The 25223-nt window shown below is 76.2% G+C and carries 20 protein-coding genes and 1 pseudogene; 13 read left to right on the top strand and 8 right to left on the bottom strand.

Annotated features, from left to right (window positions below; genetic code table 11):
• Positions 1–82 precede the first annotated feature (82 nt).
• From HOY81_RS05185 to HOY81_RS05195, 3 genes and pseudogenes are all read right to left on the bottom strand, one after another.
• Complete coding sequence (locus tag HOY81_RS05185) at positions 83–907, bottom strand: metallophosphoesterase (RefSeq protein ID WP_237318638.1); 825 nt, start codon at positions 905–907, stop codon at positions 83–85.
• 104 nt (positions 908–1011) lie between these two features.
• Positions 1012–1599, bottom strand: coding sequence for a GNAT family N-acetyltransferase (locus tag HOY81_RS05190; RefSeq protein WP_237318639.1), 588 nt, complete (start codon positions 1597–1599; stop codon positions 1012–1014).
• Positions 1600–1761: 162 nt separating this feature from the next.
• Positions 1762–1986: pseudogene (locus HOY81_RS05195) on the bottom strand (chitinase); the annotation flags it as partial.
• Between the two features lie 416 nt (positions 1987–2402).
• Between HOY81_RS05195 and HOY81_RS05200 the strand changes: the two are divergent.
• From HOY81_RS05200 to HOY81_RS05220, 5 genes are all read left to right on the top strand, one after another.
• Positions 2403–3932, top strand: coding sequence for a PQQ-dependent sugar dehydrogenase (locus tag HOY81_RS05200; protein ID WP_237318641.1), 1530 nt, complete (start codon positions 2403–2405; stop codon positions 3930–3932).
• A 399-nt stretch (positions 3933–4331) separates the two neighbouring features.
• The gene (locus HOY81_RS05205; protein WP_237318643.1) at positions 4332–5381 is read left to right on the top strand and encodes a methyltransferase domain-containing protein; all 1050 of its coding nucleotides are present in this window, start codon (positions 4332–4334) and stop codon (positions 5379–5381) included.
• 260 nt (positions 5382–5641) lie between these two features.
• The gene (locus HOY81_RS05210) at positions 5642–6394 is read left to right on the top strand and encodes a S1 family peptidase (protein ID WP_237318645.1); all 753 of its coding nucleotides are present in this window, start codon (positions 5642–5644) and stop codon (positions 6392–6394) included.
• Between the two features lie 168 nt (positions 6395–6562).
• Positions 6563–10144: a DNA polymerase III subunit alpha gene (locus HOY81_RS05215; protein ID WP_237318647.1), complete on the top strand. Its 3582-nt coding sequence runs from the start codon at positions 6563–6565 to the stop codon at positions 10142–10144.
• Positions 10141–11145: a hypothetical protein gene (locus HOY81_RS05220; RefSeq protein WP_237318649.1), complete on the top strand. Its 1005-nt coding sequence runs from the start codon at positions 10141–10143 to the stop codon at positions 11143–11145. The genes HOY81_RS05215 and HOY81_RS05220 overlap by 4 nt, the downstream gene beginning before the upstream one ends.
• Positions 11146–11204: 59 nt before the next feature.
• On the opposite strand, the gene HOY81_RS05225 is transcribed toward HOY81_RS05220, so the two are convergent.
• Both HOY81_RS05225 and HOY81_RS05230 read right to left on the bottom strand, forming a co-directional pair.
• Positions 11205–11831 (bottom strand): pyridoxamine 5'-phosphate oxidase family protein, encoded by a 627-nt coding sequence (locus tag HOY81_RS05225; RefSeq protein WP_237318651.1) that lies wholly within the window; start codon positions 11829–11831, stop codon positions 11205–11207.
• Between the two features lie 116 nt (positions 11832–11947).
• Entirely contained in the window at positions 11948–13057 is a 1110-nt protein-coding gene (locus HOY81_RS05230; protein ID WP_237318653.1) for a lytic polysaccharide monooxygenase, read from the bottom strand.
• Positions 13058–13454: 397 nt separating this feature from the next.
• On the opposite strand from HOY81_RS05230, the gene HOY81_RS05235 reads away from it, so the two are divergent.
• The 7 genes from HOY81_RS05235 (at position 13455) to HOY81_RS05265 (ending at position 21069) form a co-directional block, all read left to right on the top strand.
• Positions 13455–14852 (top strand): hypothetical protein, encoded by a 1398-nt coding sequence (locus HOY81_RS05235; protein ID WP_237318655.1) that lies wholly within the window; start codon positions 13455–13457, stop codon positions 14850–14852.
• 347 nt (positions 14853–15199) lie between these two features.
• Positions 15200–16183, top strand: a complete 984-nt coding sequence (locus tag HOY81_RS05240; RefSeq protein ID WP_237318772.1) for a tripartite tricarboxylate transporter substrate binding protein — start codon at positions 15200–15202, stop codon at positions 16181–16183.
• Between the two features lie 128 nt (positions 16184–16311).
• Positions 16312–16785 carry a tripartite tricarboxylate transporter TctB family protein gene (locus tag HOY81_RS05245; RefSeq protein ID WP_237318774.1) on the top strand — a complete coding sequence of 158 codons (474 nt, stop codon included), beginning with the start codon at positions 16312–16314 and terminating at the stop codon, positions 16783–16785.
• A gap of 2 nt (positions 16786–16787) precedes the next feature.
• Positions 16788–18296, top strand: coding sequence for a tripartite tricarboxylate transporter permease (locus HOY81_RS05250; RefSeq protein WP_237318657.1), 1509 nt, complete (start codon positions 16788–16790; stop codon positions 18294–18296).
• An 80-nt stretch (positions 18297–18376) separates the two neighbouring features.
• A complete protein-coding gene (locus tag HOY81_RS05255) occupies positions 18377–19705 on the top strand; it encodes a flavin-dependent oxidoreductase (RefSeq protein ID WP_237318659.1) in 1329 nt (442 codons plus the stop codon).
• Between the two features lie 468 nt (positions 19706–20173).
• Positions 20174–20626 carry a MarR family winged helix-turn-helix transcriptional regulator gene (locus HOY81_RS05260; RefSeq protein ID WP_237318662.1) on the top strand — a complete coding sequence of 151 codons (453 nt, stop codon included), beginning with the start codon at positions 20174–20176 and terminating at the stop codon, positions 20624–20626.
• Positions 20627–20697: 71 nt separating this feature from the next.
• Positions 20698–21069 (top strand): GntR family transcriptional regulator, encoded by a 372-nt coding sequence (locus tag HOY81_RS05265; protein ID WP_237318664.1) that lies wholly within the window; start codon positions 20698–20700, stop codon positions 21067–21069.
• A gap of 51 nt (positions 21070–21120) precedes the next feature.
• On the opposite strand, the gene HOY81_RS05270 is transcribed toward HOY81_RS05265, so the two are convergent.
• Positions 21121–22356 (bottom strand): DUF5925 domain-containing protein, encoded by a 1236-nt coding sequence (locus tag HOY81_RS05270; RefSeq protein WP_272892383.1) that lies wholly within the window; start codon positions 22354–22356, stop codon positions 21121–21123.
• Between the two features lie 218 nt (positions 22357–22574).
• On the opposite strand from HOY81_RS05270, the gene HOY81_RS05275 reads away from it, so the two are divergent.
• Positions 22575–22841, top strand: a complete 267-nt coding sequence (locus HOY81_RS05275) for a hypothetical protein (protein ID WP_237318666.1) — start codon at positions 22575–22577, stop codon at positions 22839–22841.
• Between the two features lie 179 nt (positions 22842–23020).
• Here the strand turns inward: HOY81_RS05275 and HOY81_RS05280 are convergent, their stop codons facing one another.
• Both HOY81_RS05280 and hmgA read right to left on the bottom strand, forming a co-directional pair.
• Positions 23021–23788, bottom strand: coding sequence for a GntR family transcriptional regulator (locus tag HOY81_RS05280; RefSeq protein ID WP_237318668.1), 768 nt, complete (start codon positions 23786–23788; stop codon positions 23021–23023).
• A 44-nt stretch (positions 23789–23832) separates the two neighbouring features.
• Positions 23833–25161, bottom strand: coding sequence for a homogentisate 1,2-dioxygenase (gene hmgA / locus HOY81_RS05285; RefSeq protein WP_237318670.1), 1329 nt, complete (start codon positions 25159–25161; stop codon positions 23833–23835).
• Positions 25162–25223 lie beyond the last annotated feature (62 nt).

Raw genomic sequence — 25223 nt, forward strand, 5'->3', positions numbered from 1 at the left:
GGGCTCCTTCTGCTGTGATCTGCTGTGCTGGTGCGTGCGCCGGCCCCCGCCCGGCGTGCCGCTTGTGTCCTTGTGCCTCCCCCTACCCTGCCTGGTCGGGGTCACGGGAGCCAATTCTTTGATTTCCGTCACACCCGGCCGGCGGGCCGAAGGCGGTCAGCGCGTCCTCGGCGCTGTTCCGGGCCCGTACGAACTCCTCCGCCCAGGCGGCCGCGCCCCCCCAGTCGCACTCCGCGGCGATCCGGGCACAGGCCGCGTCCGCGTCGTAGGGCGTACGGCGCAGGCTCACCGCGTCGCCCGGGCCCAGCAGCGCCCAGTGGGCGCCCGGCCGCCCGTACGGCATCCCGACGCTGCCCGGGTTCACCACGAGGCGTCCGTGTGTGAGCCGGACGTACGGCATGTGGGTGTGCCCGCACACCACCGCGGCCACGTCCCCCGGCACGTCCGCCAGCACCTCCGCCCAGCGCTCCACCGCGGAGTCCACCAGCACCGTCTCCTCGTCGTCCCGCGGTGTGGCGTGGCAGAACAGCACCCGGCCGAGGCCGGAGACCTCCAGCACCGCCCGGTCCGGCAGCCCGGCGAGCCGCTCCACCTGCCCGGGGCGGAGCTGCCGGGCCGCCCAGGGGGCGATCGGGTCGGGAAGCCCGGTGCGGGCGCCGCGGCGGTACTCGACCAGCTCCCGGTCGGCGTTCCCGGACAGCCACAGTGCCCGCTCGCCGAGGTCGCGCAGCAGGTCCAGGGTCCCGGCGGGCAGCGGCCCGGCCGCGAGGTCGCCGGTCAGTACCACCCGGTCGGCCGCGCGCACGTCCGGTTCGGCGAGCACGGCCTCCAGGGCGGGGAGCACGCCGTGGACGTCGGAGAGGACGGCGACGCGGGACAGGGGGGCGGTGGTCGGTCTGAGTCCCATGAGCGGAGTCTTGCCGGCCCGGCGGCCGGGGCGCCGTGCCGTTCTCCCACGGCGATCACCGCGGCCGGCCCCCGGCCGCCGGGCGCCCGCCGGCCGGGGCCCGGTCACCAGAGGCGGTCGATCTCCCCCGGGTGGAGCCCGATCCGGCACCGCTGGAAGGAGTCCCGGGCACGGCGGGCGGCGGCGGAGAAGAAGTCGCCCATGACCACCTTGTCGAAGCCGGGGAAGTCGCTCGGGAACGGGTCGTCGGGTGTCCCGCCGACCAGCACCGCCCCGGGCAGCGGCCGCCAGCCCGCGCTCTCGTAGAACCGCTGGAGCGGCCGGTCGCAGGTGAACAGCGCCAGGTCGTGCCGACCGCCCTCCGCGAGCGCGGTCCGCGCCTCCGCGACCAGACGCCGGCCGTACCCGCGCCCCCGCACCGCGCGCCGGGTGACGACCGTGCTCAGCCCGGCGGCGGTGAAACGGGCCCCCGCATGCGCGAACTCCGTGGAGAGCACGGAGAGCGCGGCCAGTACCGTCTCCTCCTCCACGAGGAGCAGGGAGACCGGATGCAGCGCCGGGTCGTGGCTGAGGGCGCCGGGCGGGCGGCCGGCCGGCGCGTCCCGGGAGGGCCACGCCTCGTCCTCCAGCGCCACGACCTGGGCGCGGAGCCCGGCGGGGGTGCCGGCCTCCGGGAACGAACAGGTGCGCATCCGGCGATTGTGCCCGCGGCCCCGCCGCGGGAGCACGCCGGGTGTCCCGGGGCGGGGCGGAGCGCCGGTGGCCGGGGGAGTGTCAGCCGCCGTAGTAGGCGTCGAAGTGCGCGGAGAACTCCCGGCCGTTGAACTCGTCCCAGTTGACCGACCAGGTCATCAGGAGCAGCGGGCGTGGTCCGCCGCCGACGGTACGGCCCGCAGTGCCGCGCTCCCGCCGTGCACCGGGCTGTCCACGGTGCTGCCGCTGCCGGCGCTGCAGCTCCAGCCGTCCAGCCCGGCCTCGAAGCCGCCGTTGTGCGCCAGCTCGGTGTCCGCGGCCTGCGCGCCGGTGCCGGCGGCCTGCGCGCCCGGTCCGGCGGCCGCCAGCCCGCTGCCCGCGAGCACGGTGGTGATGAGCGCGGCGAGCAGCCGGGAGGAGCGGCGGCGGCGCCGGCCGTACGGCCGGCTGCGGGGGCCGGCGGGGCGTCTGTCTCGGTGCACGGCGTCCTCCGGGGTGGGTGCCTGTGGGGGGTGGCGACGCCGGCGCACTCTGGTCCAGACCAATAGGGTTGTCAAGGGGGCCCGCACGGCCCGGTTCTCACCCGGCGTCAGCTCCGTAACCCGCACCGGTTGTCCCGCCGAGGCGGTCTGGTGCGCCCGCGTCCCGCCCGTTACGGTCGTGCGCGAAGGCGTGCCGGGTACGGAACGCGTCCGGTTCCGGGGTCGCTCCCGCCGTGCGGCCGTGTGCGCTGCGCACGGCCGGCGGTTGCGGCCCGAGACGCCGTGTCCCGTGGAAGCGCACCAACGCTCCTGGAGCCGTCATGCCAAGAATTCGCCGTTCCGGCCCGTTCCTGCTCGCCCTCTTACTGGCCGTGCTCGCCGCCGTGCCCGCCTCGGCGGCGGCACCGGCCGCCGGCGCCCCGCCGCGTGCGGAGACCTCCCCGGTCCCGCTGACCGACCTCGCCGTGACCACCACCCAGGTCGCCTCCGGGCTGAGCCGCCCCACCGCCGTCGTCGCCCCCGACGACGGCACGGGCCGTCTCTTCATCACCGAGAAGCCCGGCACCGTCCGCGTCTACCACCCCGGGACCGGCCTGGCGCCGGACCCGCTCCTCGACATCTCCGCCGTCGTCGACACCTCGGGCAACGAGCGCGGCCTGCTGGGGATCGCCCTCCCGCCGGACTTCGCCGAGAGCCGGGAGCTGTATCTGGCCTACACGGCGCTGCCCGACGGCGCCGTCACCCTCGCCCGTCACCGGCTCGGCGAGACCCGCCCGGAGGTGCTGCTCGCCCAGGAGCACGCCGAGTACAGCAACCACAACGGCGGTCAGCTCGCCTTCGGCCCGGACGGGTACCTGTACTGGAGCATCGGCGACGGCGGCGGTTCCGGCGACCCGTTCCGCAGCGGGCAGCGGCTGGACACCCTGCTCGGCAAGATCCTCCGCATCGACGTCAGCCGGAGCTGCGGCGCACGCCCGTACTGCGTCCCCGCCGACAACCCCTTCACCGGCGTCGAGGGCGCCCGGGAGGAGATCTGGCTGTACGGGCTGCGCAACCCGTGGCGGTTCTCCTTCGACAGCGCCGACGGCTCGCTGTGGATCGGCGACGTGGGCCAGGGCCGCTGGGAGGAGATCGACCACCTGACCCCCGGGGAGGGCGGCGCGAACCTCGGCTGGTCCTGCCACGAGGGGTTCGAGGTGTTCGACCCGGACCACTGCACCTCCGGCGCGGAGCACACCGAACCGGTCTTCACCTACTCCCCCTACACCGGCGGCTGCTCGGTCATCGGCGGGCGGGTCTACCGCGGTGCGGAGTACGCCGATCTGGCCGGCGGCGTCTACCTCGCCACCGACTACTGCTCCTCCACCGTCTGGGCACTTCGCCCGGACGGCAGCGGCGGCTACGAACAGGCGGAGATCGGCCGGATGCCCACCCAGGTGACCGCCTTCGGCGCCACGGCCGAGGGGGAGCTCTACGTCGTCAACGACCTGCCCGGCGGGCTGCACCGGGTGTCCGTCGCGCGGGAGGAGGCGACCTGCCGGGTCGACCGCGCCGTGACCGCCTGGGGCGACGGCCTCACCACGGAACTCACCGTCACCAACACCGGCAGCGCCCCGGTGGACGGCTGGACCCTCGAGTTCTCCCTGCCGCTGGGCCAGACCGTCGTGTCGGACTGGAACACCGACCTCACCCAGGGCAGCAACGTGATCACGGCGTCCGACGCCGGGCACAACGGCACGATCGCCCCCGGCGCCTCGGTCACCCTGGGCTACCTCGCCGAGCACACCGGCGACACCTCCCCACCGGAGCGGTTCATGCTGAACGGGGACGCCTGCGCCGTCGGCGACTGACCGTCACGGGGCCGCCGGGCCTGTCCGCGCAGCCCGCGTGTGACCGCCCCCGGCCCGGCGGCGGTCGGCGGGCCATCCGGCAGCCGGCGGTCCCGTACCACCGCTCAGGTCCCGTACCCCGCGTCCCGGTCGGCTCGCCCGGCCGGGACGCGGGTGCGTACGGCCGGCATCGCGCGTGGGACGCCCGGCCCCGGCCGGGGCCGGGCTGCTACGATCCCCGCCATGCAGGGCACGCAGTTCTTCTTCCCCCTCCGCTGAGAGGCCGCCGGCGAGGCGCGGACATCCCGTCGCCGGCGAGGCGGGGCGGCGCGGCGCCGTCCCGGGTCCCGACGTGGGAGAAGAACACCTCATGCGCACCCGCATGTCCTCCGCTCCGCGTCCCGGCGCCCCCGTCCTCCCGTGACGGCGGCGCGCCTGGTGGCGCGGTGCGTACGCGGTCTGGAGCCCCTGCTGGCCGCCGAGATCCTGGAGCTCGGCCTCGGCCCGGTCACCCGGCTCGGCCACCGCGAAGTGCACTTCCGTACGGCCCGGCCCGCCGCACGGGCGGCCCGGCTGCGCACCGCCGACGACGTGTTCCTGCACGTGGCCCGGGCCCCCGATCCCGGCCCGGGCCGGGCCGCGGCCGGGGGCCTGGCCCGGCTGGCCGAAGCCGCCGCACCGCCGCTGCTCGGGCGGCGCCCCGGCGGGCCAGGCACCGGGATCGAGGTGTCGGCCTCCTTCCTGGGCCGGCGCGCCTTCAACCGGTACGACGCCGAGGACGCCGTGGGCACGGCGCTGGCCCGGCGGCTCGGGCTGCCCTACCATCCGCGGCGCGGCGGGCACCCGCCCCCGCCCGGGTACGGCGGCTGGCGGCTGACGCTGGACGGCGAGCACGCCACGCTGCTGCTCCGGCTCGCCGAACGGCCGCTCCACCGGCGGCCGTACCGGGCCCGTACCGTCCGCGGCGCCCTCCACCCGCCGGTGGCCGCCGCGATGGCCCGCCTCGCCGGGGTGTCCGCCGGGCACCGGGTGCTCGACCCGTGCTGCGGCGCCGGCACCCTGCTGGTCGAGGCCGCGCTGACGGAGCCTCAGGCCCGCTACGAGGGGTGCGATCTCGCACCGGAGGCGCTGCGCGCCGCCCGGGCGAACGCCGCCGGGTGCCGGGCGGTCCGGTTCCGCCGGGCCGACGCCGGGGAGCTGCCGCTGCCCCGGCACAGTGCCGACCGGGTGCTGTGCAATCCGCCCTGGGGCGGCCAGGTGGACCCGCGCGGGCTGCTCGCCCGCGGTCCCGCCCGCTGGTGGGCGGAGCTGCGCCGGGTGCTGGTGCCGGGCGGTACGGCCGTCGTGCTGCTGCCGGACGCGGACGGGCTGACCGGCGCCCTGGGGCACGGTCTGTCCCCGTCCCATCTCCAGCAGCTCCGGGTCTCCGGCGCCCAGCCCTACCTGGTCCGCCTCCGGGCACCGGGGTGACCTCCGCGGGGGCGGACCGGGCCGGCGGGTGCGTCGTCAGCCGCTCCGGCGTGCACCCGGCCCGCCCCCGCACCCGTTCCCGGGCCGCTGCGGGCGGCCTCTTGTGCGCGGGGTGCGCACTGCCCATGCTCGATTGTCATGGGCACGCCTTCCCGGTGGAGGTGCCGCCCGCCGGCACGCTCTCGCTCTCCGGCCGGGGGCGGTGGAGCCGGAGAGCCGGATGGACCGGGAAATGAGCCGGAGAGAGAAGGAGAACTCCTGTGCGTACCTCACCTCCGTCCCCGCGGCGGAACGTCCCGCGCGGCGGCCGGCTGCTCGCCGCCCTCGCCGGGTTACTGGCCGCCGCCCTCGCCTGGGCGCCCACCGCCGCGGCGGCGCCGCACCCGGCCGCCGCCGACCGGGCGGCCCCCGCCCCGGCCGCCGGCCCCGCGCCGGTGTCCGGGGAGCGGGGGCCGGATGCCGTGTCGCCGGTCCTCGCTCCCGGCGACCCGATCTACAGCGGCGGGGCACGCTGCACGCTCGGCTTCAACGTCACCGACGGCGACGACGTCTTCCTCCTCACCGCCGGTCACTGCACCGCGGCGGGCGGGTACTGGTACGCCGATCCCGCGGAGACCGTCCCGGTCGGCCCCGCCGTCCTCTCCTCGTTCCCGGGGAACGACTACGGTCTCGTCCGGTACGCCGACCCGGGCCTGGCGTCCCGCGGCGGGTACACCGCCGCCTCCCCGTACGTCGGCGAGCGGGTGCACACGGTCACTCCCTGGACCGGCGTCCGCAGCGGGACCGTCACGGGCCTGAACGTGACCGTCTCCTACGGCGGCGGCGTCGTGTACGGCCTGATCCGGACCAGCATCTGCGTCGGGGGGCCGGTCTCCGGCGCTCCGCTGTTCGGGAGCGACGGCCGTGCCCTCGGCATCGGTGTGGGGGGCTCGAGCTCCTGTGCCACGGGCGGCACGACCTTCTTCCAGCCCCTGCCGGAGGCCCTCGCGGCAACCGGTCTCTCCCTGTACTGATCCCGCGCCCGCCCGGGTGATCCCCCGTCCGTCCGGCCCGTCGTGCGGGCGTCTCCCACCCCTGACCTGCACGGAAACCCATCTCGAACTAATATTCGAGGTGGGGGTTAAGGTGGGACCTGAGGCCGGTGAGCAGGGGGGTGCGGACGCGGTGGGAGGTGCGTGCGGATGGCGGGGTTCGTGCATCTGCACGTCGCCAGCGGGTTCTCCCTGCGCTACGGCGCCTCGTCCCCCGAGGTGCTGGCGGCACGGGCCGCCGAACGGGGCATGGAAGCGGTCGCGCTGACCGACCGGGACACCCTGGCGGGGGCCGTCCGGTTCGCCCGTGCGGCCGTGGGGGCGGGGGTCCGGCCCGTGTACGGGGCGGACCTCGCCGTGGCCGCCCGGGACGGCGCCGCCGGGGGCCCCGGCCGGGAGCGGCGCCGCACCCCCGTCAAGGGCGGCGCCTTCGTCGACGAGTCGGCGCCCCGTGCCGTCTTCCTGGCCCGCGGGGGCGCCCCCGGCTGGGCGCGGCTCTGCCGGGCGGTGACGGCCGCGCACGCCGGGCTCTCCGGGCCCTCCGGCCGGCCCCTGCTGGACTGGGCGGACCTGACGGAGCTCGCCGGGGACGGCGTGCCGGGCGGCCCGGACGGCGCGGACCGCCCGGGCGGTGGGCTGACCGTCCTGCTGGGCCCGGACTCCGAGCCCGGCCGGGCGCTGGCCGCCGGGCGCCCGGACCGCGCCGCCGTGCTGCTCGCGCCGTGGCGGGAGCGGTACGGGGACGCGGTACGGCTCGCGGTACACGCGTCCGGGCCGCTGCGGGACGCCGCGCGGACGCTGGGCCTGGCCGTGCAGGAAGGGGTCCGCCCGGTGCTGACCAACGCCGTGCGCTACGCCGACCCGGGGCAGGGCCCGGTCGCCGACGTGCTGGACGCGGCGCGCCGGCTGGTGCCCATCGACCCGCGCGGCGGGCTGGACGACGGGGAGCGGTGGCTGAAGGGCCCGGAGGAGATGGCCCGCGCCGCCGAGCGGATCGCGGAGGCCGCCGGCCTGCGCCGGGACGCCGCGCACCGGCTGCTGGAGGTCACCGCGGAGACGGCGGCGGAGTGCCGGATCGACCCCGAGGCGGACCTCGGGATCGGCCGGGTGCACTTCCCGGAGCCGCGGCTGGTGGGCGCCGGGCGGCGTACCGCCGAGCGGGTGCTGCGCTCGCAGTGCGCGGCGGGCATGGTGCGCCGGGGTTACGCACGGGACGGTACGCGCTGGTCCCGGCTGGACGACGAGCTGCGGATCATCGAGCGGCTCGGCTTCTCCTCGTACTTCCTCACCGTCGCCCAGGTCGTCGAGGACGTGCGGGAGATGGGGGTGCGGGTGGCCGCGCGGGGCTCGGGCGCGGGGTCCTTCGTCGCCCATCTGCTGGGGATCGCGCATGCCGACCCGGTGGAGCACGGGCTTCTGATGGAACGTTTCCTCTCGCCTCGCCGCACCGCGCTCCCGGACATCGACATCGACGTCGAGTCGGCCCGTCGTATCGAGGTCTACCGGGCGGTCTTCGACCGCTTCGGCGAGGAGCGGGTGGCCACCGTGGCCATGCCGGAGACCTACCGGGTCCGCCATGCCGTACGGGACGTGGGCGCCGCCCTCGGCCTGGACCCGGCGGAGGTGGACCGGCTGGCCAAGAGCTTCCCGCACATCCGGGCGCGGGACGCGCGGGCGGCGCTGGCCGAGCTCCCGGAGCTGCGGCAGGTGGACGCCGGGCGCTACGGGGAGCGGTTCTGGTCGCTGGTCGAGGCGCTGGACGGGCTGCCCCGCGGGGTGGCCATGCACCCGTGCGGCGTGCTGCTCTCCGACGCGTCGCTGCGCGCCCGTACGCCGGTGGTGCCCACCAGCGGGGAGCATCTGCCGATGTCGCAGTTCGACAAGGACGACGTGGAGGAGATGGGCCTGCTCAAGCTGGACGTGCTGGGGGTCCGGATGCAGTCCGCGATGGCGCACGCGGTGCAGGAGGTCGAGCGGGTGAGCGGCGAACGGGTCGACCTGGACGCCGTACCGGACGGCGACCCGGACACGTACGAGCTGATCCGCAGCGCGGAGACGCTGGGCTGCTTCCAGATCGAGTCGCCCGGGCAGCGGGACCTGGTCGGGCGGCTCCAGCCGGCCACCTTCCACGACCTGGTGGTGGACATCTCGCTGTTCCGGCCGGGCCCGGTGGCCGCCGACATGGTGCGGCCCTTCATCGAGGCGCGGCACGGGCGGCGCCCGGCCCGCTACCCGCACCGGGACCTGGAGCCGGTGCTGCGCGAGACGCACGGCGTGGTGGTCTTCCACGAGCAGCTCATCCGGATCCTGTCGGTGATGACCGGCTGCGACCGGGCGATGGCCGACGAGGCGCGGCGTGCGCTCTCCGACACCGAGCGGCAGGGCCGGGTGCGCGCCTGGTTCGAGCGGGAGGCGGCCGGGCACGGCTACGCGGACGAGGTGATCGGGCGCACCTGGGAGATCGTGGAGGCGTTCGGCAGCTACGGCTTCTGCAAGGCGCACGCCGTCGCCTTCGCGGTGCCGACCTACCAGTCGGCCTGGCTGAAGGCCCATCACCCGGCGGCCTTCTTCGCCGGGGTGCTCGAGCACGACCCGGGGATGTACCCGAAGCGGCTGCTGCTGGCGGACGCCCGGCGGCGCGGGGTGCCGGTGCTGCCCCTCGACGTGAACCGCTCGGGCACCTCCTATCGGATCGAACTGGAGTCCGAGTCGGGGGAGTGGGGGCTGCGCCTCGCCCTCCGGGAGGTGCAGGGCATCAGCGAGGCCGAGGCGGAACGGATCGCCGCCGGGCAGCCCTACGACTCGCTCGCCGACCTGTGGCGGCGGGCCCACCCCTCCCGCCCGGTCGCCGAGAGCCTGGCCCGGGTCGGCGCGCTGGACGCCTTCGGCGGCAACCGGCGCGACATGCTGCTGCACATCACCGAACTCCACCGGCACCAGCGCGGCGCGGGCGCCCGCGAGGGACAGTTGCCGCTCGGCGGCGAGGCCGCGGTCCCCGAGGAGGCCGGACTGCCCGACCTGGACCCGGACGAGCGGCTGGGTGCCGAACTCGGCGTCCTCGGCATGGACACCTCCCGCCATCTGATGGGGGACCACGCCGCGTTCCTGACCGAACTGGGCGCCCACTCCGCCCAGGCGCTGCGCACCGCGCGGCACGGCGAGACGGTGCTGGTCGCCGGGGCCAAGGCGGCCACCCAGACCCCGCCGATCCGCAGCGGGAAACGGGTCATCTTCACCACCCTGGACGACGGCACCGGGCTGGTCGACTGCGCCTTCTTCGGCGAGAGCCAGGCCGCCTGCGCGCACACCGTCTTCCACTCCTGGCTGCTGCTGGTGCGCGGGGTGGTCCAGCGGCGCGGGCCGCGCAGCCTCAGCGTGGTCGGCGCGGTCGCCTGGGACCTGGCGGAGCTGGCCGAACTCCGGCGCACGGGCGGCCTGGAGGCGGTCACGGCACGGCTCGCGGAGCCGCCGGGCACCGGCGGCGCGGCGGGCGGCCGCGGCGGGGACGGCGACCGTACGGACGGGGCCGGAACCGGGACCGGCCCCGGGGACGAGGGCCCGGGCGCCACCGGGGAGGCCGGCGGCGACCGTACGGGCGACCCCGCAGGGGACCGCCGCATCGAGATGCCGACCGGCTACCGGATGCACCCCTGGGCCGACCTGCGCCCCGCGGGCGACTCCGCGAAGAGCCCGCGCAAGCTGTGGCACTCCAGCCCCGGGAGCGCGGGATGACCGGCCGGCCGCACGTGCTCTACGTGCACTTCGACGACACCGGCGGCTCCGGCGGGGCCCCGGACCGGTACCCGGAGCTGCTGGAGCTGCTCGGCGCCCTCACCCCCGTGGTGCAGGCCCTCCCACCGGACGCCGCGCTCGCGGACGTGGGCGGCGCGCTGCGCTACTTCCGCCGGGACGCCGCCGGGCTCGCCGCCCTGCTCCGGCTCCGCGTGCGTGCCCTCTACGGCGCCGACTGCACCGTCGGCGTCGCCGTCAACCCGCTGCTGGCCCGGATGGCCGCCGCCGACGGGCCGCCGGGCGCGGTGCGGTGCGTGCCCGCGGACCCGGAGGAGGCCGCGGAGTTCCTCGCCGGGAAACCGGTGGCCGCCCTGGACGGGGTGGGCCCGGCGACCGCCCGCACTCTCGCCGCGTACGGGCTGGACACCCTCGGCCGGGTCGCCGCCGCCCGCCCCGCCACGCTGCAGCGCATCCTCGGCGCGGCCGCCGGGCGGCGCCTGCGGGAGCGGGCGCGGGGGATCGACCCCACGCCCGTCGTGCCGAGCGCCCCGGTCCGCTCGCTGAGCCGCGAACACCCCTTCGGCCGGGACGAGCTGGACGCCGGGGTGCGCCGCCGTGCCCTGCTGACCCTGGCCGACGAGCTGGGGTACCGCATGCGGACGGAGGAACGGGTGGCCCGTGCCCTGACCCTCACCGTCCGGTGCGCGGACCGCTCCACGCTCACCCGCACCCGTACGCTCCGCGAACCGACCGCGCACACCCCGGAGCTGACCGCGGTGGCCTACGCCCTGCACGATTCCCTGGGGCTCCAGCGCGCCCGGGTGCGGGCCGTCACGCTGCGCGCGGAGGACCTGCTGCCCGCCGCGGACGCGCCCCGGCAACTCCTGCTGGACCCCCGCGAGGAGAAGGCCCGGCGCGCCGAGGCCGCCGCCGACCGGGCCCGTGCCCGCTTCGGGCCGGCCGCCGCCCACCCGGCGGGCCTGCTGGACGACGTCGCCTGAGCGGGTGCGTCCCGGGCCGGGAACAGGGCCGGTCCCGGCCCCGCCGGGGCCGCGATCCCTCAGCCGTAGAGGCGTTCGGCGTAGCGGGGGCCGTAGTACTCCTCCAGGAACACCAGCGAGTCCTCCGGCCGGTCCAGGGCCTTGGCCAGGCGCGCCCGGCCCGGCAGCGCGTCCGGCCGCCAGCTCTCCGGCTCCCACGTGCGGGAGCGGAGGAACGCCTTGGAGCAGTGGTGGAAGACCTCCTCGATCTCCACCAGCAGCGCCAGCTTCGGGCGGTGGTTCCGGACGGTCATCTCGTCGAAGAACGGCGCGTCGCGCAGCAGCCGGGCCCGGCCGTTGACGCGGAGGGTGTCCCCGCGGCCGGGGAGCAGGAAGACCAGGCCGACATGGGGGTTGGCGAGGACGTTGCGGAAGCCGTCCACCCGCTTGTTGCCCGGGCGGTCCGGAAGGACCAGCGTCCGGTCGTCGAGCACCTTCGCGAAGCCCGCCGGGTCGCCCTTGGGCGAGACGTCGCAGGTGCCGTCCGGAGCCGAGGTGGCGACCAGGCAGAGCGGCGAGTGGGCCAGCCACTCGCGGTCCAGGGCGTGCAGGGACGTACGGGTCTTGTGCGCCGTGTGCGGGGCCGGTTCGCCGACGATCTCCCGGAGCTCGGCCTCGGAGGCGACCTCCACCCAGTCTGTGGTCATGCCCACGATCCTAGGGCGCGGGCCCCGGAGCCGGGGCGTACGGGCCGCGCCGCCGCACCCGAGGTGAAGGGACTGGTGCGGCGGCGCGGCGGTCCGGGCGGTGCCCGGGCGCGGGGTCAGGCGCGCCGGCGGCGCAGCGTACGGCGGCGCAGAGCGAACAGCAGGCCCGCACCCGCCGCCAGCGCCGCGGCACCGCCCGCGGCGAGGACACCGGTGCCGTCACCGCCGGTCTCGGCGAGGTCGACGGCCTCGGTGCCGGCGCCCTGCGGCCGCGCCGCGCCCGCCCCGGCCGCCTCCTGCGTGGCGGAGCCGGTGGCGTCACCGGCGGCGCCGGGGTCGCCGGCACCGGGCGTCCCGCCCTGCTCGCCGCGCCCCCCGTGCGCGGCGTGGGCCGACTCCCCGGCGTCCCCGGCGTTTCCGGCGTCGTGGGTGTCTCCGCCGTGCCCGCCGTGGTCCACGGTGGACCTCTCCGCGCCCGCCGCGATCTGCTCCTCGGACGGCGCGGCCGGTGGTGCGTCGTCCGTTCCGCTCGCGGAGCCCGCGGACGGCCCGGAGCCCTCCGCCGCGCCACCGCTCCCGGGGGCGGAGGCCTCGCCGCCGAAGACCACGTCGGAGCAGGTGTAGAAGGCCTCGGGGCTGTCCGAGCGCTGCCAGATGCTGTAGACCAGGTGCCGGCCGGACCGTTCGGGCACCGTCCCCTCGAAGACGTAGTGGCCGCCGGCGAGCTTCGGGTCCTGCACCGTCGCGAAGGGCTTCTCCTCCAGGTCCGACCACTTCAGGGGCTTCGCCGGGTCGTAGCCCTCCTTGGTGAGGTAGAGCGCGAAGCCGCCACGGTGCGGTGCCGTGGCGCGGTAGCGGAAGGTGTGCTTCCCGGACGTCATCGCGGTGGCCGGCCAGTCCGCCCGGGGCAGGTCCAGTCCCCGGTACTTCTCCCGGCCCGCGCTGCACAGCTCGCCGTCCGGGACGATCTCCCGGTGCCGGCCGTCGGCGTTCGCCAGGTTCACCTCGTTCCAGTCGTAGAACGCCTGGGTGCCGCCGGCCGCGATCGCCGCCTTGCACGCCGCCGACCGCGGGTTCTCCGGGCCCTCGGCGAAGCAGGCGGACACCCGGCTCACCGGGTCCGACATCGAGCCGTGCGCGGCTGCCGGAGCAGCGGTCACCAGGGAGAGCGCCAGGGGCGTGAGGCCGAAGGCGGCGACCGAGGCGGCCGTGCGGCGAGCGGTCATCGTGAGGCTCCTTCTTCAGGTGCGTCGGCAGCGCGTGGGTGCCGGCGCCGTGCGCCGGGCCGCTGCTCCGGGGTCGCGGTGCGGGCGTACGGGCGCGGGGCCGCCCGTACGCCACCGGGCGCGGTGGGCCGGCGGACGTGCCGGCGGCAGACCCGCCCGGTGATCAGCACGCTAACCAGGGAATTCGCCCCGGAGGCCGCCCTTACGGCCCGCTTAAGGAAACGCTCACGGGCAGCTAAGACTGGTGCCGTCCGGCCGCGGAGCCGGGACGGCCCGCTGTCCGGTGCCGGAGCCGGGCGGCCCCCGCCTCGCCCCCGGTCCCGCAGGTCGCACAGAATTCCGACAGAGTTCCGCGGGAAATGCCCGGAATGGCCTCTTTGGGGTTAGCGTCGTAGATATGAAGACCACTGCTGAGCCCCGAGCGGGCACCCGCCTTCCGACGCTGGTGCTGGCCGTGCTCGGCGCCGCTCTCGCGCTGCTGCTGGCCGCCGCGCCCGGCGCCCGCGCGGCGGACGGTCTGGAGGGCGTCGCCCAGGACCTGCGGCAGGGCCCGGTCCACGTCGACCCGCGCGCCGCCGACCGGCTGCCCGGCCCGGCAGCGGACGCCGTGGCCGGGACCATCGAACGGGCCGACAAGCCCGTCTTCGTCGCCGTGCTGCCGGAGTCCGCGGAGTTCGACCCGGCGACGCTCTTCCAGGACCTGCGGACGGAGACCGGCATCACCGGCGTCTACGCGGTCGCGCTCGGCGACCGCTTCGCGGCCCGCGCGGACTCCTCGGTGATGTCGCCGGACGAGGTGACCAACCTGGCCGGCGCCGCCGAACGCTCCGCCGACGGCGACGTGGAGGCCATGGTGACGGACTTCGTCGACCAGGCGGTCCAGCAGGCGGACGGCCGTGCCCCGGCCACCTGGGACAGCGGGGCGGACAGCGGTGCCGCCGGCGACGCCGCCGCCACCGGAACCGGCGGACTGGCCGTGCTGGTCGTGATGTTCGGGCTGCTGATGCTCGTCACGGGCGGCGCCCTGCTGTCCGGCCGGCGCCGGGCGCAGCGCCGGGCCGAGGAGCAGCGGGCGCAGCTCGAGACGCTCCGCCCGGTGGTCGACGAGGACATCACCGCCTTCGGCGAGCGGCTGGACCGGATCGGGTTCTCGCCCTCCGCGCCCGGCACGGACGACGCCATGCGCGAGGACTACACCCGCGCCCTGGACTCCTACGACCAGGCCAAGGACGCCATGGCGGGGGCGCGGCACCCCTCCGACGTGCGGGCGGTGACCGAGGCGCTGGAGGAGGGCCGGTTCGCCCTGGCCACCCTGGAGGCGCGGCAGGCGGGGGAGCCGCTGCCGGAGCGGCGCTCCCCGTGCTTCTTCGACCCGCGGCACGGCCCCTCGGTCCAGGACGTGACCTGGGCCCCGCCGGGCGGCACCGAGCGCGAGGTCCCGGTGTGCGCCGCGGACGCCGCACGGCTGGCGGAGGGCGAGGAGCCGATGACCCGCGAGGTCGAGACGGCCTCCGGGCGGCGGCCCTACTGGGAGGCCGGCCCGGCGTACGGCCCGTGGGCGTTCGGCTACTTCGGCGGCGCGCTGCTCCCCGGGCTGCTCATGGGCACCATGCTCGGCGGCATGCTGCACGGTCCGTACGGTTACGGCTACGGCGGCGAGTACGGCGGCGGCGAGTACGCGGGCGGCGCCGAGTCCGGGTCCGACTTCGACTCCGGGGACTTCGGAGGCTTCGGGGGCGGGGACGCCGGCGGCTTCGGCGGCTTCGGCGGGGGCGACTTCGGCGGAGGTTTCTGACCGGGGCGCGCGGCGACGCGTGGGCCCCGGGGCGTGACAGTGCGGGGCGTCACGGGCGGTCCCGTGCCGGTGTGCGGCGCGGGGCCGCCCACGTGTGCGGCCTCCCGGCGCCCGGTCCGCCCGTGGCGCGCGCCAGCCGCCGGGCGTGACCGCCGCGATGCGCGCCCCCGGCACGACCCGGACGTCCCGGGCGCATCCGGACAGCTGAGCCGCCCCGCCGGCCCCGCCCCGCGTGAGCAGAACGAGCACAACTCTTCTTACGACCACAAGCGAGACAGCACGCCGACCCGCCGGAAGCATGTGGGCCGCCTCACACCCACACCGATCTGCGGAAGGCGGTGGCACGCGTGCGTCTGCGCACCACCCTCGCGCTGCTCGGAGCGGCGCTGCTCGTGTTCGCCGGACCGCCGCTGCTCACCACGGGCAGCGGCGCCGCGACGGGCACCAGCATCCCCGGTCTGCGCATCATGGTGCCCAACTCCCCGGGCGGCGGTTACGACATCACCGCACGCACCGCGGCCAGGAACGCCGAGGACGCCGGGCTCGGCCACACCATCGAGGTCTTCAACCTGCCCGGCGCGGGCGGCACCGTCGGGCTGAGCCGGGTGGTCGGCGAGCACGGCAACGGCAAGCTCGCCATGCTCATGGGCCTCGGCGTGGTCGGCGCCGTCGAGACCAACCACGCGCCGTCCCGGCTCGGCGACACCACGCCCATCGCCCGGCTGGTGGAGGAGCCGAACATCATCGTGGTCGGCAAGGACTCGAAGTACCGCACCATCGACCAGCTGCTGGCCGACTGGAAGCGGAACCCGGGCGACCTCCCCGTCGGCGGCGGCTCCTCCCCGGGCGGCCCGGACCACCTGGCCCCGATGCTCATGGCCGAGGCCGCCGGGATCACCCCGAAGTCGGTCAACTACGTCCCCTTCGACGGGGGCGGAGAACTGCTGGCCTCCGTGCTCGGCGGCAAGGTGGCCTTCGGCGTCTCCGGCATCGGCGAGTACCGCGACCAGATCGAGTCCGGCGAGCTGCGGCTGCTGGCCGTCACCGGGCCGCAGCGCATCGAGGGCTTCGACGCCCCCACGCTCCGGGAGGCCGGGCTCGACGTCGAGTTCACCAACTGGCGCGGCCTGGTCGCACCGCCCGGCCTCGGCGACGCGGAGCGGGACCGGCTGATCCGCTTCGTCACCGCGCTGCACGGCACGGAGGAGTGGCGCGCCTCGCTGCGGCGCAACGGCTGGGACGACGCCTTCCTGACCGGCGAGGCGTACGGGCGCTTCCTGGACGGCCAGGAGAAGCGCGTCGACTCGGTGCTGAAGGAGCTGGGACTGTGACCGCGGACACCGGAACACCCGGCGCGGAAGCGCACGGTACGGGCACACCCGGCGCCGGAGCACCCGGCGGCACCGGAGCCCCGGAGCCCGCCGCCCCGCACGGCGGCCCCCGGGGCTGGCTCCGCGGGCTGTCGGAGCTGGGCGTCAGCGCGATGCTGCTCGCCGTGGGCGTGCTGGTCCTCACCGACGCCCTCACCATGGAGGGCAACTTCATCCAGCGCGGCCCGGTCGGCCCGAAGACCGTGCCGGTCGTCGTCGGCTGCGGGCTGCTGCTCGTCGCCGTGCTGCTCGCCGTGGACGTGCTGCGCGGCGGCCGCGGCGAGGCCGAGGGCGGCGAGGACGTCGACCTCTCCGAACCCGGCGACTGGCGCACCGTCGCCCTGCTGGCCGGGATCTTCCTGGCCAACGCGGCGCTCATCGGGCCGCTCGGCTTCCCCGCCTCCGGCGCACTGCTCTTCTGGGGCTCCGCCTACGCCCTCGGCAGCCGCAACCTCACCCGCGACCCGCTGATCGCGGCCGTGCTCTCGGTGACCACCTTCGTGGTCTTCGACAACCTGCTGGGCGTGCCGCTGCCCGGCGGCCCCCTGATGGAGGTGCTGTAGCCGTGGACTCCCTGAACTCCCTGCTCGACGGCTTCGGCACGGCACTCACCCCGCTGAACCTGCTCTGGGCGGCGATCGGCGTGCTGCTCGGCACCGCGATCGGCGTACTGCCCGGCATCGGCCCGGCGATGGCCGTCGCGCTGCTGCTGCCCGTGACCTACGGGCTGGACCCCACGGGCGCCTTCATCATGTTCGCCGGCATCTACTACGGCGGCATGTTCGGCGGCTCCACCACCTCGATCCTGCTCAACACCCCCGGCGAGAGCGCCGCCGTGGTCGCCGCCATCGAGGGCAACCCCATGGCTCGCTCCGGCCGCGGCGCCCAGGCGCTGGCCGCCGCGGCCATCGGCCACTTCACCGGCGGGATGCTCGGCACCCTCGCCCTGGTCGCCCTCGCGCCCACGGTGGCCGCGCTGGCCGTGGACATCGGCGCGCCCGACTACTTCGCGATCATGGTGCTGGCCTTCATCGCGGTGACGTCCGTACTCGGCCGCTCCCGGGTCCGGGGCTTCGCCTCGTTGCTGCTCGGCCTCACCCTCGGTCTGGTGGGCCTGGACCAGATGACCGGTCAGCAGCGCCTCACCTTCGACAGCCTGCTGCTGGCGGACGGCATCGACATCGTCATCGTGGCCGTCGGGCTCTTCGCCATCGGGGAGGCCCTGTGGGTGGCCGCACGTCTGCGCCGCACCACCGGCGAGTCCGTGCCGGTCAGCCGCCCCTGGCTGGGCCGCGGCGAGCTGCGGCGCACCTGGCGGCCCTGGCTGCGCGGCCCGTTCATCGGCTTCCCGTTCGGCGCCATCCCGGCAGGCGGCGCGGAGATCCCCACCTTTCTCTCCTACGTCACCGAGAAACGGCTCTCCCGGCACCGGGGCGAGTTCGGGAAGGGCGCCATCGAGGGCGTCGCCGGGCCGGAGTCGGCGGCCTCCGCCTCCGCGGCGGGCACCCTGGTCTCCCTGCTCACCCTGGGGCTGCCCACCACGGCGGTCGCCGCGGTGATGCTGGCCGCGTTCCAGCAGTACGGCATCCAGCCCGGGCCGCTGCTCTTCGAGCGCGAACCCGACCTGGTCTGGGGCCTGATCGCCTCCCTCTTCGTGGGCATGGCGCTTCTGCTGGTGCTCAACCTGCCGCTGGCCCCGGTGTGGGCGAAGCTGCTGCGGATCCCGCGGCCGTATCTCTACGCGGGCATCCTCTTCTTCGCCGCGGTCGGCGCCTACGCGGTCGGCGGTCAGGCCGTGGACCTGGTGATCCTGCTGATCATCGGCTTCCTCGGGCTGATGATGCGGAGGTACGGGCTGCCGGTGCTGCCTGCCGTGATCGGGGTGATCCTCGGCCCGGCCGCCGAGCAGCAGCTCCGCCGGGCCCTGCAGATCAGCGACGGCAGTGTGACGGGCCTGGCGAACACGCCGTTCTCCGTCACCGTCTACGCGGTCGTCGCGCTGCTGCTCGCCTGGCCCTGGCTCCGCAGGCTGCTGCCGCGCCGGCGACGGGACCGGGAGCCCGCGGCGGGCTGACCGGAAACCGCCGCCACCTCACTCCGCACCCCCGGTACCGTGGCGCCACAACGGCGCACGGACGGTACCGGGGGGCGGAGTTGACACGCGAGGACCTGCGGGTGCTGATCGCCGGAGCGGGGATCGGGGGGCTCAGCACCGCGCTCAGCCTGCACGCGGCGGGTGCCGGCGAAGGCGTCGTGGTGGCGGACGCCTCGCGGCGGCTGCGGCCGGTCGGCGCGGGCATCAACCTCCTGCCGCACGCGGTCCGCGAACTCACCGAGCTGGGACTGGGCGACCGGCTCGCCGCGGTCGCCGCCGAGCCCCGCGAGCTGCTCTTCACCGACCGGCACGGCAACCGCATCACCGGCCACCCCCGTGGGCGCGCGGCCGGGTACCGCTGGCCGCAGCTCTCGGTGCACCGTGGCGCGCTGCAGCGGATCCTGCTGGAGGCGGTGCGGGAACGCCTCGGCCCCCGGGCGGTGCGCACCGGGCTCGCCCTGGAGGACGCCGCCGCCGGGCCGGGCGGCGTACGGGCGTGGTTCCGTGCCCGGGACGGCGCCGCGGGCACCGGCGTCACCCTGGACGCGGACGTGCTGGTCGGCGCCGACGGTCTGCACTCGGCCGTACGGCGGGGCCTGCACCCCGGCGAGGGCCCGCCGCTGTGGAACGGCATCCGGATGTGGCGCGGCGTCACCGAGGCGCCGCCGCCGCTGGACGGCCGCACGATGATCATCGCGGGCAGCTACCGGCCGGCCCGCGTCGTCGTCTACCCGCTGGGCGGCGGGCTGGTCAACTGGGTCGCCGAGGTGCGGGTCGCCGGTCCCGGGGTGCCGGGCGGCGGCCGCCCGGCACCCCACGGCGCCGACTGGTCCCGCCGCGGACGGCTGGACGACGTCCTGCCGTACTTCGCGGACTGGCGCATCGACGGGCTCGACGTGGCCGGCCTGCTGCGTGGCGCCGCGCGCATCCTGGAGTACCCCATGGTCGACCGCGACCCGCTGGCCACCTGGGGCGCCGGCCCGGTGACCCTGCTCGGCGACGCGGCCCACCCGATGTACCCGGTCGGCTCCAACGGCGGCTCCCAGGCCGTGCTGGACGCCCGGGTGCTCGCCCGCGAGCTGGCCCGCCGCCCCGGCGACCCGGAGGGGGCCCTGCGGGCGTACGAGGCCGAGCGGCTCGGCCCGGTGAACGCGATCGCCCTGGCCTGCCGCGACATGCCCGCCGACCGGATGCTGGACACCGTCGCCGAGCGGGCGCCCCAGGGCTTCCGGTGCATCGAGGAGGTGCTTTCCGCCGCCGAGCTCGCGGCGATGCGGACGGCCCTGCGCCGTACCACGGACACGGACGCGGCCGAGCTCAACGCCCGGCCGTCCTGGTCCGTACGCCCGGGCGGGGACGTCTCCGGGGACGCCGCGGTGCACGGCTGACCCCGCGCCCCGGCCCGGGCGGCGGCGTTCGGGAGCGGAGCAGCAGCACGGCCCCGGCGGAGACGGCCCCAGCAGCACCGCGAGCGCGCCGTGCGCGAACCGGTGGCGGCGCAGCACGGGCAGCCGGGCGTCCAGCGCCCACCGGCCCGGGCCGCCGAGCGTGAGCCCCGCGGCGGTGGCCGCCGGCAGCAGCTCGTACCCCACGCCGGCCGGGGTGACGAAGCCACCGCCCCGGGTCACCGCCGGCGCGCCGGCCGCAGCACGAGCAGTCCGGCGTCCTGGGCGGCTCCCGCCGGTGCGGGGCCCGGCCCTTCCGCGGGACCATTGCCGGGGGCGCGGTGACCGGTGCGGCGGGGAGTGGGGGAGGTCATGGGGCTCCTCCGGTGATGCGCATGCGAACGCCGTGCGGCGAGCCCAGGCGATGGTTCACATGTGAACAACCAGGCCCGGCGGACGTACGATGACGCCATGACCGAGACCAGATGGCTGGACGCCCGGGAGATGGCGGCCTGGCAGGGCTTCCTCGAGGCCGGCAGCCGGGTCTCCCGCCGTCTGGAGCAGCAGCTCCGCGAGTCCGCCGGGCTGTCGCACCCGCAGTACGAGGTGCTGGTGCGGCTCGCGGACGCGCCGGACGGCGAGCTCCGCATGACCGAGCTGGCCGAGCGGCTGATCACCTCGAAGAGCGGCCTGACCTACCAGATCGGTCAGTTGGAGAAGCGGGGGCTGGTGCGCCGCCGCGCCTGCCCCAGCGATGTGCGCGGGACATACGCGGTGCTCACCGAGGCCGGCCGCGCCACCCTGGCGGAGGCGGCGCCCGGCCATGTGGCCGCCGTGCGCGAGGCCCTGCTGGACGCGCTGGACCCCCAGGAGCTCACGGTGCTCGCCGAGGCGCTGGGCCGGGTCGGCCGCCGGCTGCGCTGAGCCGCCGCCGGATCCGCCCCGGCATGCGGGACAATCGGCCCGCACCGTCCGCGAACCACACCGGAGAGCCCGTGCCCCTGCAGATCACCCTCGACCCGTCCGCGCCCGAGGCGCCGTACGAACAGCTCCGCGCCCGGATCGCCGAGCAGGCCCGCGACGGCCGGCTGCCCGCGGGGTACCGGCTGCCGACCGTGCGGGCGCTGGCCCGGGAGCTGGGCCTGGCGGCCAACACGGTGGCCAAGGCGTACCGCGCGCTGGAGAGCGACGGCGTGATCGAGACCCGTGGCCGGCACGGCACCTTCGTGGCCGCCGCGGGGGACGCGGCCGCGCGCGAGCTCGCCGAGGCGGCCCTGGCCTACGCCCGCCGTGCCCGGCGCCTCGGCGCGGACGACGCCGCCGCCCGCGCCGCCCTCGACTCCGCGCTCCGCGCCACCTCCGGCTGACCGCCGCCCCGTGGCGGTGCCGCCGAGCCGGGCACCGCCACGGGGCGGCGGTCAGAGGTACAGCCCCGGCCCGTCCGGGGCCGGCCGTCCGGGGAGACCGGCGGGCGTGGTGCCGCGCCGGAGCGCGTACAGCTCGGCCAGGGTGGCGCCGTCCCGGCCCAGCCCCTCCCCGGTGCCCAGCCAGGCCGCGGCCTCCGGGCGGGTCAGCGGACCGACCTCGATCCGGGCCAGGCAGCGGCCCGGGCGCACCACGGCCGGGTGCAGCCGCTCCAGGTCCTCGTTGGTGGTCACGCCCACCAGGACGTTCCGGCCCTGCCCGAGCAGCCCGTCGGTGAGGTTCAGCAGCCGGGAGAGGGCCTGGCCGGCCGCGTGCTTGGCCTCGCCGCGGATCAGCTCGTCGCAGTCCTCGAGCAGCAGCAGCCGCCAGCGGTCCGCGCCGCCGTCGCCGTCCTCGGCACCGATGGCGATGTCCATCAGGTACCCGATGTCGTTGAAGAGCCGCTCCGGGTCCAGCACGCAGTCCACCTGGCACCAGTCGCTCCAGGAGCGGGCGAGCGTGCGCAGCAGGGAGGTCTTCCCGGTGCCCGGGGGGCCGTGGAGCAGCAGGAGCCGCCCGGCGACGTCGTCCGGGGAGACCTTCATCAGCCCGTCCAGCTCGCCGGCCACCGGGGCCGAGTAGTTCCGGCGGACCTCCCCCCAGGAGCCCGCGGTGATGGTCCGCGTGGTGCGGTACGGGCCGCGGCGCGGCGAGTGGTACCAGAAGCCCATGGGGACGGTGTCCGGTTGCGGCTCCGGCTCGTCCTCGGCGTCCTCGACCGCCTCCCGCAGACGGGCTTCGGCGAGTTCGCCGCTGACGGCGGTGACCGTGACCTCCGCGCCCTGACTCCAGCGGTTGACCAGCGCCGTCCAGCCGGAGCCCTCGGCGAGCACCGAGCTGCGTCCGTCGCCGCGGGCCTCGCGGAGCACGGTGGCCCCGGACGGCAGCAGCGTACGGCCCTTGCGGACCCGGCCCACGGAGTGGCTGCGGGCGTAGGGCTGTTCCCCGGTGGTGAAGCGGCCGAGGAAGAGCGCGTCGATCACGTCGGACGGCGCGTCGCTGTCGTCCACGGTCATCCGCAGGGGCACGGAGCGCTCGGCCGGAGTCGGCGGGACGTCCGGGGCGGCCGGGGCCGGCGGTGCCTCGCCGGTGGCCGGGGTTGCGGCGGACGGAGCCGCGGCGGGCGGCGGGCCGGTGGGTGTGGCGGCGGTCAGGGCGGTCCTCTCGTCGCGGGAACGGTGGGCAGGCATGCCGCCCATGATCCGGCATGCGGGCCCCGGACGCATGCGGGTTTTCCGGCGGCGCACCGGGGGCGCGCAGGGGCACACCGTGTGCACCGGTGTTCGCCCGTGTTCGTCAACAGCCGTACGGGGAAGGTGAATCAGGTGACCGGGATACCGGACTGTCGGATGCGGGAGATAGGGTTACCCTGCCCGGGCCGGGTGCCCTCGTACGGGTGGGGAGAGACATGGAGCAGATAACAGTGCGCAGCAGGGCGCGCGTGCCCGCGATCACCTGCGGGACGGGCGCGACGAGTTCGCGTCTGGACCGCCACCTCGCGGTGCTCGCGGGACCGGCCGTCCCCCCGGGGGAGACCGAGGAGGCCACCACCCTGATGCGGGAGATAACGACCCGGGACGCCGCGCGGAGCGACCAGAGGAACCGGGGCGCGCGCGTCTCGCTCTTCGCGCCGCTGCGCCGGCTGCGGCGCTCGCTGTTCGGCGGGCGCGACTAGCCGCTCCGCCCGGCCGGGGCGCCGAGCGGCCCGGCGCGGCTCCCCGCCCGCCTCCGTACGGCGCCGCGTGCACGCGGCCCGGCGCCGTACGGCCCGGCACGGCCCCCAGGCGTCCGGCCCGCGCCTGTGGCCCCACCCGCGGCCCGCGGCCCCCCACCTGCGGCCCGCGGCTTCTCACTTCAGACCCCGTCCCCAGCGCCCGCCTCCACCGTGACCGAGAAGGAGAAGCGGTCGCCGCGGTAGTGGATGCGGACGACGTCCACCACCCGCCCGGCGTGGTCGTAGGTCACGCCCGTGTAGTGGAGGATCGGGCTGAGCAGCGGCACGTCGAGCAGCTTCGCGGTCTCCGGGTCGGCGAGCCGGGCCTCGACGGTGTCGGTGATCCGGCTGATCCGCACGCCCACGGCGTCCCGCAGCACCTTCGTCATCGGCCAGCCGCGGACCAGGTCGGCGGGGTCGATGTGCCGGGCCACCTCGGGGTGGATGAGGTTCTCCGCCCAGTTCACCGGCTCGCCGCTCTCCCGGTCGCGGCGCAGCCGGCGGTATCCCATCGCCTCCGTCATCCCCGGGAAGTGCCCGGCGTGGGCGGCGGGCACCGGCTGCGGGCCGTGCGCCAGCAGCGTGGTCTCCTCGCCGGACTGCTGGGCGACGATGGTGTCCACGGAGCCCAGCAGCCGCACCGTCCGCGCGCGCCGCGCGTCCGGCTCGATGAAGGTGCCGCGCCGCCGGTGCCGGCTGATCAGGCCCTCCGCCTCCAGCTCCTTGAGCGCCTGTCGCATGGTGAGGACGCTCACGCCGTAGTGCCGCGCCAGCCGGTCCTCGGTCGGCAGGCGTAGCGGCGCCTCGGGCGCGCGCCCCAGTATCGAGGCGCGGAGCGACTGCGAGACCTGGTACCAGAGGGGAAGCTTCCGGTTCAGCTCCAGCGAGTCGGGAGCGAATTCAGTCACGGCGGCTCCCTTCGGTGCAGGGGAGGAGGCGGAGTGGCGGCCCGCTACGGGCGGAAGTGCCGCTGCAGACCCTGCCACACCTCGTCGTACCCCCGCTGAAGACGGCCGGTCTCCCGTGCCTGCGGGGTGGCCGTCACCGGCCAGCGGGTCTCGAACATGAAGGCCAGGCCGTCGTCCACCTTCTGCGGGACCAGCTCGGCCGCACTGGCCCGGTCGAAGGTCTCCCGGTCGGGGCCGTGCGCGGACATCATGTTGTGCAGCGAACCGCCGCCCGGCACGAAACCGCCCGGACCGGCCGTCTTGGCGTCGTAGGCGCCCTCGATCAGGCCCATGTACTCGCTCATCACGTTCCGGTGGAAGTAGGGCGGCCGGAAGGTGTCCTCGCCGACCAGCCAGCGTGGCGCGAAGACCACGAAGTCCACGCCGGCCAGCCCGGGGGTGTCCGAGGGCGAGGTGAGCACGGTGAACAGGGAGGGGTCCGGGTGGTCGTAGCTGATGGTGCCGAGGACGTTGAAGCGGTGCAGGTCGTAGACGTACGGCAGGTGGTTGCCGTGCCAGGCGACGACGTCCAGCGGGGAGTGGTCGTAGACGGCCCGCCACAGGTTGCCGCAGAACTTGTTCACCACCTCGGTGGGGCGGTCCTCGTCCTCGTAGGCGGCGACCGGGGCCAGGAAGTCCCGCGGGTTGGCCAGACCGTTGGCGCCGATCGGGCCGAGGTCCGGGAGGGCGAAGGGCTGGCCGTAGTTCTCGCAGACGTAGCCGCGGGCCTCGTCGTCCAGCAGCTCGACGCGGAACCGCACCCCGCGCGGAATCAGTGCCACCTCGCCCGGCGCGGCCCGGAGCAGGCCGAACTCGGTGCGCAGCAGCAGCCCGCCGTGCTGCGGCACCAGCAGCAGCTCGCCGTCGGCGTCGCTGAACACCCGGTCCGTCATGGAGGTGTTCGCGGAGTACAGGTGGATCGCCATGCCGGCCCGCTGGGTGACGTCGCCGTTGCCGCCCAGCGTCCACAGCCCGGCGAGGAAGTCGGTACCGGCGGGCGGCGCGGGCAGCGGGTCCCAGCGCAGCCGGTTCGGGTCCGGCACGGCCTCGGTGAAGGGAGCGGTGCGCAGCGCACCGTGGTCCGTGCGGACGAAGCGCGGGTGCGCGGCGGAGGGACGGATGCGGTAGAGCCAGGAGCGCCGGTTCCGCGCCCGCGGCTCGGTGAACGCGGTGCCGCTGAGCTGCTCCGCGTAGAGGCCCAGCGGGGCGCGCTGCGGCGAGTTCCGCCCGACGGGCAGCGCGCCCGGCACGGCCTCGCTGCTGTGCTCGTTCCCGAAGCCGGAGAGGTACTCCAGTGACTCCGCCGTCTTGCGCGCCTGCTCGGTGCTGCTCATCGCGATGCTCCCGCCGTCAAGGATTCCTATGGAAGACCATAGGAATCACAGGGGGGCGCGTC

The organism is Streptomyces sp. JJ36, assembly GCF_021696945.1.
Taxonomy (GTDB): domain Bacteria; phylum Actinomycetota; class Actinomycetes; order Streptomycetales; family Streptomycetaceae; genus Streptomyces.

Coding starts and splice junctions, on each gene's coding strand:
- HOY81_RS05220 (WP_237318649.1), top strand. CDS start 10,141: ATGACCGGCCGGCCGCACGTGCTCTACGTGCACTTCGACGACACCGGC.
- HOY81_RS05235 (WP_237318655.1), top strand. CDS start 13,455: ATGAAGACCACTGCTGAGCCCCGAGCGGGCACCCGCCTTCCGACGCTG.
- HOY81_RS05260 (WP_237318662.1), top strand. CDS start 20,174: ATGACCGAGACCAGATGGCTGGACGCCCGGGAGATGGCGGCCTGGCAG.
- HOY81_RS05270 (WP_272892383.1), bottom strand. CDS start 22,356: ATGCCTGCCCACCGTTCCCGCGACGAGAGGACCGCCCTGACCGCCGCC.
- HOY81_RS05215 (WP_237318647.1), top strand. CDS start 6,563: ATGGCGGGGTTCGTGCATCTGCACGTCGCCAGCGGGTTCTCCCTGCGC.
- HOY81_RS05190 (WP_237318639.1), bottom strand. CDS start 1,599: ATGCGCACCTGTTCGTTCCCGGAGGCCGGCACCCCCGCCGGGCTCCGC.
- HOY81_RS05185 (WP_237318638.1), bottom strand. CDS start 907: ATGGGACTCAGACCGACCACCGCCCCCCTGTCCCGCGTCGCCGTCCTC.
- HOY81_RS05200 (WP_237318641.1), top strand. CDS start 2,403: ATGCCAAGAATTCGCCGTTCCGGCCCGTTCCTGCTCGCCCTCTTACTG.
- HOY81_RS05230 (WP_237318653.1), bottom strand. CDS start 13,057: ATGACCGCTCGCCGCACGGCCGCCTCGGTCGCCGCCTTCGGCCTCACG.
- HOY81_RS05275 (WP_237318666.1), top strand. CDS start 22,575: ATGGAGCAGATAACAGTGCGCAGCAGGGCGCGCGTGCCCGCGATCACC.
- hmgA (WP_237318670.1), bottom strand. CDS start 25,161: ATGAGCAGCACCGAGCAGGCGCGCAAGACGGCGGAGTCACTGGAGTAC.
- HOY81_RS05225 (WP_237318651.1), bottom strand. CDS start 11,831: ATGACCACAGACTGGGTGGAGGTCGCCTCCGAGGCCGAGCTCCGGGAG.